At 60.6% G+C, this 10,489-nt stretch carries 11 protein-coding genes; 4 read left to right on the top strand and 7 right to left on the bottom strand.

Annotation, left to right across the window (positions count from 1 at the left end; genetic code table 11):
• From G3N58_RS23595 to glmU, 4 genes are all read left to right on the top strand, one after another.
• Nucleotides 1-585: NAD-dependent epimerase/dehydratase family protein (locus G3N58_RS23595; protein ID WP_206000344.1), on the top strand; the 585-nt coding region annotated here is incomplete at its 5' end.
• Between the two features lie 111 nt (nucleotides 586-696).
• Nucleotides 697-2,505 carry a glutamine--fructose-6-phosphate transaminase (isomerizing) gene (gene glmS / locus G3N58_RS23590; RefSeq protein WP_206000343.1) on the top strand — a complete coding sequence of 603 codons (1,809 nt, stop codon included), beginning with the start codon at nucleotides 697-699 and terminating at the stop codon, nucleotides 2,503-2,505.
• A 27-nt stretch (nucleotides 2,506-2,532) separates the two neighbouring features.
• Complete coding sequence (locus G3N58_RS23585) at nucleotides 2,533-3,741, top strand: polysaccharide lyase family 1 protein (protein ID WP_206000342.1); 1,209 nt, start codon at nucleotides 2,533-2,535, stop codon at nucleotides 3,739-3,741.
• Nucleotides 3,742-3,799: 58 nt separating this feature from the next.
• Nucleotides 3,800-5,161, top strand: coding sequence for a bifunctional UDP-N-acetylglucosamine diphosphorylase/glucosamine-1-phosphate N-acetyltransferase GlmU (gene glmU, locus G3N58_RS23580; protein ID WP_167043851.1), 1,362 nt, complete (start codon nucleotides 3,800-3,802; stop codon nucleotides 5,159-5,161).
• 491 nt (nucleotides 5,162-5,652) lie between these two features.
• Here glmU and G3N58_RS23575 read toward each other — a convergent pair whose 3' ends face one another.
• From G3N58_RS23575 to G3N58_RS23545, 7 genes are all read right to left on the bottom strand, one after another.
• A complete protein-coding gene (locus tag G3N58_RS23575; protein WP_206000341.1) occupies nucleotides 5,653-6,744 on the bottom strand; it encodes a hypothetical protein in 1,092 nt (363 codons plus the stop codon).
• 333 nt (nucleotides 6,745-7,077) lie between these two features.
• Complete coding sequence (locus G3N58_RS23570; protein WP_241017217.1) at nucleotides 7,078-7,470, bottom strand: hypothetical protein; 393 nt, start codon at nucleotides 7,468-7,470, stop codon at nucleotides 7,078-7,080.
• Nucleotides 7,471-7,656: 186 nt separating this feature from the next.
• A complete protein-coding gene (locus G3N58_RS23565) occupies nucleotides 7,657-8,013 on the bottom strand; it encodes a hypothetical protein (protein WP_346778289.1) in 357 nt (118 codons plus the stop codon).
• An 85-nt stretch (nucleotides 8,014-8,098) separates the two neighbouring features.
• Nucleotides 8,099-8,485, bottom strand: a complete 387-nt coding sequence (locus G3N58_RS23560; RefSeq protein WP_206000340.1) for a hypothetical protein — start codon at nucleotides 8,483-8,485, stop codon at nucleotides 8,099-8,101.
• A gap of 76 nt (nucleotides 8,486-8,561) precedes the next feature.
• A complete protein-coding gene (locus G3N58_RS23555) occupies nucleotides 8,562-9,044 on the bottom strand; it encodes a hypothetical protein (protein WP_206000339.1) in 483 nt (160 codons plus the stop codon).
• 118 nt (nucleotides 9,045-9,162) lie between these two features.
• A complete protein-coding gene (locus tag G3N58_RS23550) occupies nucleotides 9,163-9,459 on the bottom strand; it encodes a hypothetical protein (protein WP_167043863.1) in 297 nt (98 codons plus the stop codon).
• 1 nt (nucleotide 9,460) lies between these two features.
• Nucleotides 9,461-10,207, bottom strand: a complete 747-nt coding sequence (locus tag G3N58_RS23545) for a hypothetical protein (RefSeq protein WP_167284822.1) — start codon at nucleotides 10,205-10,207, stop codon at nucleotides 9,461-9,463.
• Nucleotides 10,208-10,489 lie beyond the last annotated feature (282 nt).

The following is a 10,489-nucleotide window of genomic DNA, read 5'->3' as shown; positions in this document are numbered from 1 at the left end:
AAGCGCGAGGAGCGCATCGGCAATCCGCTCTCGCCGTATGCGGTGACGAAGCTCGTCAACGAACTCTATGCGAGCGTCTATTCGCGCACCTACGGTTTTCATTCGATCGGCCTGCGCTACTTCAACGCGTTCGGCCCGCGTCAGGACCCGGACGGCGCGTATGCCGCGGTGATCCCCAAATGGATCGCGGCGATGCTGGCGGGCGACGACGTGCAGATCAACGGAGACGGCGAAACGAGCCGCGACTTCTGCTACGTGGGCAACGTCGTGCAGGCCAACCTGCGCGCCGCGCTGAAGGAAGACCTCGCCGCGAGCGACGTGTACAACGTCGCGGTGGGCGGCCGCACCACGCTCAACGACCTGTTCTCGATCATCCAGGCCGGGCTCGCCACGCACGGCGTGCACTACGCGAAGCAGCCGGTCTACCAGTCGTTCCGCGCGGGCGACGTGCGCCATTCGCAGGCCGACATCGCGAAGGCGGTACGGGAGCTGGGCTTCTCCGGGCTGTTCGATCTGAGGCGCGGCATGACGGAAGCGCTCTCCTGGTACCTCGCATTCATCGCGGGCGAGCGGTCGCCGGCTTGAGTCGGCTCAAGCCGGTTTGAACCGGCCCGATGCGGCAGGTCGCGTCAATCGATAACACACACTCAGGCATGGGCGTGAAAGCACGCCCCAACACGAGAAAAGGAAACAGTCATGTGCGGCATTGTTGGTGCGGTTGCGCGAGAGAATATTGTTCCGGTGCTGGTCGAAGGTCTCCGGCGCCTCGAATATCGCGGCTACGATTCGTGCGGCGTCGCCGTGAATTCGAAGCGGGGTCTTGAACGGATGCGCAGTATCGAGCGCGTATCGCACCTCGATTCGCGGCTGCGCCGCGCGGGGCTCGAAAGCGCGAGCGGCATTGCTCATACGCGTTGGGCGACACACGGGGCACCGGAAATCCGCAATGCGCATCCGATGCTGTCCCGCGATGCGTTGGCGGTGGTCCACAACGGCATCATCGAAAACTACGAATCGCTGCGCGACGAACTCGCCGGCCGCGGCTACGAGTTCGTGTCGCAGACCGATACGGAAGTCATCGCCCATCTGATCCACAGCGTCTATGACGGCGACCTGTTCGCGGCGGTGCGCGAGGCCGTGCAACGGTTGCACGGTGCCTACGCGATCGCGGTGGTGCACGAGGACCGGCCGGACCTTATCGTCGGCGCGCGCGAGGGCTCGCCGCTGCTGATCGGCGCCGGCGAGGCGGGCAATTTTCTCGCCTCCGACGCGCTCGCGCTGACGGGCCAGGCCGAGCGCTTCATGTTTCTCGACGACGGCGACGTCTGCGAACTGACGCGCGAATCGATCCGCATCGTGGCGCGCGACGGCAAGCCGGTCGTGCGCGAGTCCCAGCAGGTGAGCGTCGCGAACGCGGCGGTGGAGCTCGGAAGCTACCGGCACTACATGCAGAAGGAAATCTTCGAGCAGCCCGCCGTGGTGGCCGCGACCACGCGCGGTGTCGAAGCGTTCAAGGCCGAACTGTTCGGCGAGGCCGCGCCCGCGACGTTCGACGGCATCGACAGCATCCAGATACTCGCCTGCGGCACGAGCTACTACGCGGGTCTCGTCGCGAAGTACTGGCTCGAATCGATCGCCAAGATCAGGACCGATGTCGAGATCGCGAGCGAGTACCGCTATCGCGAACCGGTGGCGAGCCCGCGCGCGCTCGTCGTGACGATCTCGCAGTCGGGCGAGACCGCCGATACGCTGGCCGCGCTCAAGTACGCGCAGTCGCTCGACCAGACCCGCACGCTCACGATCTGCAACGTGCCGTCGAGCGCGATGGTGCAGCTGTGCGGCACGCGCTTTCTGACCCAGGCGGGGCAGGAGGTCGGCGTCGCCTCGACGAAGGCGTTTACCGCGCAACTGGTGGCGCTTTTCATGCTGGCCGTGACGCTCGGACGCCAGCGCGGTCACGTCACGGCGCTGCGCGAGTCGCAGTATCTGCAACAGTTGCATGGGTTGCCGCAGATGCTGACGGCGGCGCTCGCGCTCGAACCGCAGATCGCCGCATGGGCGAAGCAGCTGGCCACCAGCGAGCATGCGCTGTTCCTCGGGCGCGGGCTGCAATATCCGATCGCGCTCGAAGGCGCGCTCAAGCTCAAGGAGATTTCCTATATTCACGCCGAGGCCTATCCGGCCGGCGAACTCAAGCATGGCCCGCTCGCGCTCGTGACGGCGGCCATGCCCGTGATCGCAATCGTGCCGGACGACGAGATGCAGGAGAAGATGAAGTCGAACATTCAGGAGGTGCGGGCGCGCGGCGGCGAGGTCTACGTGCTTGCCGACAAGGACACGCGCATCGCCGGGCTTCATGTCGTTCGCCTGCCGGCGCATTACGGGGTGCTGTCGCCGGTTCTGTACACGGTGCCGTTGCAGTTGCTCGCCTATCACACCGCGTGCGCGCGTGGCGCCGATGTCGACAAGCCGCGGAACCTCGCGAAGTCGGTCACGGTCGAGTAAGTTGGACTCCCCATCAAGGCAAGGTTCATGAGGATCGACTCAAGCATCATAAGAAGGTGGCGGCCGTGGCTGCTCGTTTGCCTTGCACTGGTCGCGACGCCGCGTGCGGCGTTCGCGGATTCCGGCGGCAGTTGCGCGAGCGCAAACGCGGCGTGCCCGTTCGTCGCCGATCTGCTCGCGCAGCGCGAGGGTTACGGGCGCGGGGCGACGGGCGGCGAGGGCGGCGAGGTCGTGACCGTAACGTCGGGGGCGGACGCGGGACCGGGCACGCTGCGCGACGCGCTCGCTCACGCCGGCGGGCGGCGCTGGATCCGCTTCGCGTCGGACATGACCATCGCGTTGCGCTCGCAACTGCGCGTGCCGGGCAACGTCACGATCGACGGCCGCGGCCATCGCGTGACGCTGCTCGACTACGGGCTCGGCATTTACGGCAGCAGCAACGTGATCGTCACGCATCTGACCATCGACGGGCGGTTGCGGACGTTCTCGCAGGCCATCAACGTAGCCAATTATTCGCACGATGTCTGGATCGACCATCTCGATCTTTCGCGCTTCGCCGATCGCCTGCTCAACGTAAAAAACGGCTCGACGGACGTGACGGTGTCGTGGGTCAAGTTTCATGACGACGACAAGGTCATGCTGCTGAACAACATCACGTCGAAGAACCTGTTCGCCAATTACGGGCGCGACAAGGTGGCGCGCGTGACGGTCCATCACTGCTACTTCCTGAATACCGTGCAGCGCAATCCGCGTGCGCAGTTCGGCACGTTTCATCTCTTCAACAACCTGCTCGAGAACTGGGATTTTTACGGCATGAGCTTTAGCCTGCAGGCACGGGCGCTGGTGGAGGGGAACATCTTCAGCAACACGTCGGATCGCCGTTGCGTGGAGCCGGAGTTCTTCCCGACAGTGGAGGGCGTAAAGGCGCGTTATTGCGACTACATCGCCGGGGCGCCGGCGAGAAGCGCATTGCCGAACGGCGGATCGGACCAGAAGCATTTCGAGCAGACGGCCCAGCTTTACGCGAGCGGGAGCGACTATCGCGCGTCTCTGCTGGTCAGGGACAATCTCTATCTGCGCGATGCCAGGGCGGTTTTGCAGAGCTATCAGCCGGAGAAGGTGCCAGCCGTGCCTTACTGCTACAAGTACGACAAACCGACGCTGGGACTCGCGGACGAAATCCGCCAGTTCGCCGGCAATACCGATGGACAGACGCTGCGCGTGCCTTGTCACTGACGATGCGGCGCTCTCCCCCGTCTCCTTTCACTCACCACACTCGCAAACGGTCATCCTCGTGAATATCGTGATTCTCGCGGCCGGCATGGGCAAACGCATGCACTCCGCGCTGCCGAAAGTGCTTCATCCGCTCGCCGGCAAGCCGCTTCTCTCGCACGTTATCGATACGGCCCGCGCGCTCTCGCCGACCCGCCTCGTCGTCGTGACAGGTCATGGCGGCGAGGCCGTGCGCGAAGCGGTCGGCGCGCCCGACGTGCGGTTCGCGCTGCAGGCCCAGCAACTCGGCACGGGCCACGCGCTCGCACAGGCCCTGCCGCTGCTCGATGCGGACGTGCCCACGCTCGTGCTGTACGGCGATGTGCCGCTGACGCGCGCGTTGACGCTCGAACGCCTCGTCGAGGCTGCGGGCCGAAACCGCTACGGCATCCTGACCGTTACGCTCGACGACCCGAGCGGCTACGGGCGCATCGTGCGCGACGCGGCGGGCAAGGTCGCGCGCATCGTCGAACAGAAGGATGCGAGCGAAGCGGAACGCAAGATCGCCGAGATCAACACGGGCATTATCGTGACGCCGACCGCGCCGCTCGCGGGCTGGCTCGCCACGCTGAAGAACGACAACGCCCAGCGCGAGTATTACCTGACCGACGTCGTGGAAGCGGCGATTGCCGCCGGCTATCCGGCCGTGACCGCGCAGCCCGACCACGCATGGGAAACGCTCGGCGTGAACAGCAAGCAGCAGCTCGCCGAACTGGAGCGCGTGCATCAACGCAACGTGGCGGAGGCACTGCTGGTCGCGGGCGTTACGCTGGCCGATCCGGCGCGGATCGACGTACGCGGTTCGCTGACGTGCGGGCGCGATGTGTTTATCGACGTCAACTGCGTGTTCGAGGGCGAGGTGACGCTGGCGGACAACGTCACCGTGGGGCCGAACTGCGTGATCCGTAGCGCGTCGATTGGCGCGGGAACGCGTATCGACGCTTATACGCACATCGACAATGCAGAGGTCGGCGCGCATGCTGTGCTTGGACCGTATGCGCGTTTGCGCCCCGGCGCGCAGCTTGCCGACGAGGTTCACGTGGGCAATTTCGTCGAGGTGAAGAATGCGCGCGTCGGTGCCGGCTCGAAGGCGAACCACCTGAGCTACCTCGGCGACGCCGACGTGGGCGCGGGCGTGAACATCGGCGCGGGCACCATCACCTGCAACTACGACGGTGTGAACAAGCATCGCACGATTATCGAGGACAACGTGTTCGTGGGTTCGGATACGCAGTTCGTCGCGCCGGTGCGCGTGGGACGAGGCGCGACCATTGCGGCGGGGACGACGGTGCGGAAGGATGTGGCTGAGGGGGTGCTTGTGCTCGACAGGAAGATGCAGGTTGAGAGGGGAGGGTATGTTCGGGCGGTGAGGAGGAAGAGTTGAGGGGGCAGCGCTTGACATGCCGCTATCAGAACATCTTGGCTGCATATCGTTCGTTGACCGTTGATTTCGCCGGTTGCTCGGCATTGCCACCAGGTATATCGGTCTGATAGACAACGCCTGCGTACCGCCGAGCGACGTCGATACCGGTGTGGCCGACGAAAGAGGTTACTCGCTCGAAGACAAAGGCGGGTTCCAGTCCATGGGCCCGTCCGTCGTAATTTGAAGTCGTTCACGTAGCTTCGGATTGGAAAATCCTTGCATTAACATGAGCATGCCGCCGAGTTTGCGGGCGTCTTATGGGGGCCCTCAAGAAACGGACTTTTCGTACGCTAATACTGACGTATCCCCAAACCTACCGTGTTCCTCAAGCGCAGCACCCAAACAATATCGGAAACCTCTGGCGAAGCTGTTGTTCGATGACATAGAAAACACACTCGCTCAGCGGATCAGTCATGACAAGTCGCTTTCAATTTCCGCTCCCTGTGCGCCACTTATGCCGCATTCGCATTCAACTCGCCGACCAGCCTCTGCGCATCCTGATACTCGTCACCTGTAACGAACACCCTCGGGTGTCCAGGCAAGGCTTCTCTCTGTGCAAGAAGCGGCTCACATGTGCGCAGAAACCCCTCGAATGCCGACCGCACCAGCGCTTGGGTTTGTGGCGACGTCTCACGAGTTGCTGCAATTGTTGCATCGAAACGTGCTTTCCAGTCGCCGTGGTTTAAGACAAAGGTGGGAAACTGAGCGATCAGCGTTTGCAGGATGGGGTCGCGTTGCGTGTCGTCGATTGCTTCGAGATGTGCCAGTACCTTGTTCAGATTGCCAGCGGCGTACTGCAGCGAGTCGGGGCTTGCCGGTTGCGGCAACTTGAAAATATTGGCGCTAAGGCTCATCAGCGTCGGCGACCGGTTCTCCGGCGGATATGTTCCGACTAACTTCTCAAGTTGGTCGAACGCGGTTTGCTGCAATTTGCTCGGCTGCACGCGCGACAGCAAACTTGCAACTGCCCCTGTCGCAACGCCGCGCATCTCTTCCGGCCGCATGTTGCCTACCGTGACGATGCTGTCGTGCAGATCTTGCGCCTGAAGCTTGCCGGGATCCGCATTCAGCAGCTTCAGCAGGGGTGTGGCGGTCCGATTGAAAACTTCTTCGTGGCGTACCGGGGCTAGCTGGGCGATGCTCGTCTGCTGCATGTTCGACTGGCTGAGCCCGCGCGTGCCCATCAGTTGCAGTAGATTGTCCAGATCCAACGAGCCAGCCTTATTGGCCCACAAGTGAGCGTCGTTCAAAGGCTTTAACGCTTTGAATGGGCGGAGGCGGCTTTGCGCTAGCGCGGCGACATCTTGCAGCGGCAGGTGATCGCTTATCTCCCGATATATGTCGTCGGGAAGCGTCGCGAGCGTTGGCCGATTCGCCTGGCTGTCAGTCCTTCGTTGAAAGGAAGGCAGGTCCAGAAAACGAGCGTCGGGCGACGCGCTAGATGTTTTTATTGGCGCCGGTCTGGACGGCGTTGCCTCTGCATTGCTGTCATGACCGACAGCAGATGGGATGCTGGTGAGTGTCCGGGTAATCGATGAGGTCATTGAGGCTGGTCTCAATTAGCGGTTCAAACCGGCGTTACCCTCAAAACAACGAATCAGCCACTTTACCGGCAGTGGGCCATCGATTTTGCGTGTAACGCCGGAGCAGCATTCAAGTTGAGTTATTAACACTAACACGCCGCGTTTTCCCGTTTGTGGCTGAAGGCGAATTCAAGACCGAGGATGCGAAGTTCTGCGGGTGTGGCCACCGTCTCAACTTGATCGAGCCATTGTGACAGGCTGAGGTATACCAACCTGATGTCAGGCAAGCCTGTCAGAATCGTCAAGATAGGGTCATCCTGGCAATGAGTTGACGCGAACGCTCCGAGATCTCGGTCACCGGAACAGAGGGTCCAATGTTCCGCCGTCGGTCTCGTGGACCTCGATCGAGTCACACTCAATCGCGAGTTCGGCGCCCAGAGTGGCGTAGACGAAAGCAAGCAAGGCGGCTTTCCTGTCCGTAAGCCGCTCACCTGCTTCGAGCACTGCACTGGCCCGCGCGTGCTTCTCGTCGTCGGGGGCAACGATGTGAATGCCGTAGACGATATTCAGTAAGCCAAGGTGCTCAACTGAAACACACGTTACACCATTGAACGTGACCGCCGCGCGCCTGTTGGCGAGGTACAGACCAAGCGTCAGCGTGCGGGGCTCGGTATTCGAGCCAATGACTACGCTGTCCAGATACCAATCGTGAAAATAGTTCCGCGTCTTCAATATTTCATCTGTCATATTGATTTACCAATGGGGCATGGAGATGGGCACGCCTTCGTCGTCATCGTTAAATCCCGCGGCGCTCCGTGCGCGATGACGGATGAGGCACTCGAAGAAGCTGGATAGACACATCGACAGGTTGCTTAGCGATACTCGTCAATCTCCACCGTGCCGCCCAGCGCTTGCATCGTCGCCCGAATGTCGTCAGGCACATCGGGCACTCGGTTTCCACTCGCATTGTCTCAATAGCAAAAAGCGCATCTGCGCGCTCGTGCGCTTGAGCAACTCAAAGAGGTCAACCCGAGGCAATGCCAGGCGTTCGACCAGATAACGAAGATGAGGTGTCAGCGCGTCACTCTGTACGGTTTTCTTACTGCTGATACTCCAGAGGCCGACGCGCAGCGCACCGGCACTCATGCGCCCTGATGGCGTGATGAAACGTTCGCCCTTTATGCCCGGGGTATTCGGCACGACAGCGAAATAGCTTGTCCAGAATTCACGCGGCTCAACGTCCTGATAGATATTGAACGAAGCGTGGGCGAGTTGGTGCTGTGGTTTCATTTGGTGTCCCGTTCACGACGTGTAGGTGTGAATGTTGTCCAACCATTTGCCATTGGGAGGCTTCGTCATATTGGTCGTTTTCCGATCATGCAGCCGTAACTGCCATAGGCGAAACCGGCTTGATTTCGAACGAGTCGAATTCAACCAGTAGATCGGCACCCAGTGTGGCCGAAAAAGCGGCTATCGGCTTGGGTTGATAGTATGCTTTTCCAAAATAGGATTTCTCTAGCGATTCGAGTGCTTGCTTGTATTCGGTGGAATCATAGTCACGGAGAATCTTCGCATCGTAGACGATGTTCTGAATCAGAAAGTCATTGACGAGGCAACGCGATGCACCTTGAAAGATCACGCGCGCTTGCTGTGCTATGTCGTCGAGCATCAATAGCAGTTCCACGATCCTGGCGTCCATGTCTGCCGAGATACCGATCAAATACCAGTCGTGGAAGAATTCGTATTGCTTGAGTGTGTCCATAGATCAATTAATTCCGATGCGGCACATCTCCAGATCGGTCTGAAGCGAGTACTCGTTCTTTGCTGTCGATCGCATCTTAGGTAAATGATTCTGGCGCAATCCTGCAGCCTTCAATGACAAGGTGCGGCCCGCTCACGCCCGGCGCAAAAAAACGCCAGTCCTCATCGTCTTCGCCACCATCTGGTGTAACGATGAGCCGAAAGTCCCGAGACAGGAAAAGTACGATGCTAGCCGCCTCGTCCACGGACACCGCCTCGACGATCACCGGGCCGTGATCAACCAGACTTCCTCGAAGGCAATCAGCGCTGGCGTGCGCCTTTTCGTCCGGCCCACGCAGATCATCTTCCGTCGCGACAACCCGGCCACCTTCTTCCAGTCGCCATGAGCATTGGACGTGCAGCGCAAATGCACCACCTTCCAGGACAGTCCCTCTCGACGTTGTGTACTGCCGCTGCGGCCCAAACTGCATCGTCAACATATCCGCAGCGTGGCTGACCCAGCTAACGTTAAGGCCAACCAACGCCGTCAGGCGTCGCGTGATTTCCTCTTTCGTGTCCATAGAACAATTCCGTTGAGGACTCCGATTGTGGGCGTGCGATTTCGGCCGCTATGCACATACGCGAACGCCTGAGCATTGCCGAGCGGCGTCGATATCGACGTGGCCACAATGTCAGGTGTTACTCGCTCGAAGGTAAGGGCGCGTTCCAGTCCATAGGCTCGTCCGTTGTAATTTGAAGTCGTTCACGTAGTTCCGGATTGGAAAATCCTTGCATTAACATGAGCATGCCGCCGAGTTTTCGGGCATCTTCGTCTGTCAATGGCTTTTCCGAGTGCTCCGGTACATCGGGCGGGATGGTAAGCGCCGTCGACCGGTCAATGGCCGCTTGAACGCGTGAGCGCAATACCGTACACATCTTGAGTTGTTGTGTGTCCTCATCATAAAAAACGATGCTTGCTCGTGGAGGTTTCGTCATATCAGTGTCCTCTGCATTGCTGGTATTTTCCGAATGCCCGCTGCGCGCAAAGCGAGTAAGTACGGGGGTCTCTGTACATCGCGATCGCAACCTGACACTGCTCCATATCCAGCTCGTAGTCAGCGTAGCATTCGGCCTCGTCTGCTTCGCTTACGCCACGCGCGGCTAGATCACGCACGTCACCAAGTGGCGCATTCTCTCTGAACTTAAACGCCTGCGCATCACCACGCGGCGTCGATACCGGCATGGCGATCGTTCCATCCGGCAGCACGTCTCCAGGTCGGGAGAACCAGATCGCGAGGTCATCATCGGATGATAGCCGTGGCAATCTGGGGCGCTCAAGCGAGCGAGCAGTGCGCGCCACGCGTTGCTTGGGCCGGAATAGTTGCGACGGCGAGAAGGTCTCATGGTACGGCCGGGGCGGCTGTTCGATACGCACACTACGTCCACTTGCAATCCGCAGTTCCATTGCAACCGCAATCACATCGCCGCCCTCGACGGCGGTTCGTAGTTTCCGGGCGAGTTGATTCGGCGCGGCGCTGCTCACGTATGCACAGCCCGGCGCATGGCGCATGAACTCGACAAGTCGCGCCAGTTGGCGCGTGTCATGGGTGAGATCCCGTGCGCTTGCCGAAGTAATGAGCTGGCGGCCGGCGCGTGATTTATCGCTAAAGGTATCGCCGTGGTATTCCCGCCGCGTGAAGAGCGTGCAATTCCGATGCCCCCCGACCTTGAAGTCAATCGCCATCTGTCTGCAATCTAAACAACATGTGTCTCCCGATTGATCTGAAATCCGAAGCCCGTATACGTAACACGCGGCAAAGAATGGCGCTATAGAACAGACACAGTCGATAACATTGATTCGCGAATCGACCCGCCACGCGGCACCGCGCACGCACCCGCACCACGCCTCGGCCAGAACGCACCGGCACCAGAGCACCTATCCTTTCGACCGGGACAACAACGCGCCCGTCACTCTCCGTAACGTTTCATGCGATTGCCTTCGTTAAAGCGTCTTTATCTCGAATTG

The organism is Paraburkholderia sp. Ac-20342, from assembly GCF_017104985.1.
Lineage (GTDB): Bacteria > Pseudomonadota > Gammaproteobacteria > Burkholderiales > Burkholderiaceae > Paraburkholderia.
This window is presented reverse-complemented; position numbering and strand designations above follow the sequence as displayed.

Bases quoted from the DNA above. Each gene is read 5' to 3' on its own strand.
- glmS (WP_206000343.1), top strand. From the start codon at position 697: ATGTGCGGCATTGTTGGTGCGGTTGCGCGAGAGAATATTGTTCCGGTG.
- G3N58_RS23585 (WP_206000342.1), top strand. From the start codon at position 2,533: ATGAGGATCGACTCAAGCATCATAAGAAGGTGGCGGCCGTGGCTGCTC.
- G3N58_RS23575 (WP_206000341.1), bottom strand. From the start codon at position 6,744: ATGACCTCATCGATTACCCGGACACTCACCAGCATCCCATCTGCTGTC.
- G3N58_RS23570 (WP_241017217.1), bottom strand. From the start codon at position 7,470: ATGACAGATGAAATATTGAAGACGCGGAACTATTTTCACGATTGGTAT.
- G3N58_RS23565 (WP_346778289.1), bottom strand. From the start codon at position 8,013: ATGAAACCACAGCACCAACTCGCCCACGCTTCGTTCAATATCTATCAG.
- G3N58_RS23560 (WP_206000340.1), bottom strand. From the start codon at position 8,485: ATGGACACACTCAAGCAATACGAATTCTTCCACGACTGGTATTTGATC.
- G3N58_RS23555 (WP_206000339.1), bottom strand. From the start codon at position 9,044: ATGGACACGAAAGAGGAAATCACGCGACGCCTGACGGCGTTGGTTGGC.
- G3N58_RS23550 (WP_167043863.1), bottom strand. From the start codon at position 9,459: ATGACGAAACCTCCACGAGCAAGCATCGTTTTTTATGATGAGGACACA.
- G3N58_RS23545 (WP_167284822.1), bottom strand. From the start codon at position 10,207: ATGGCGATTGACTTCAAGGTCGGGGGGCATCGGAATTGCACGCTCTTC.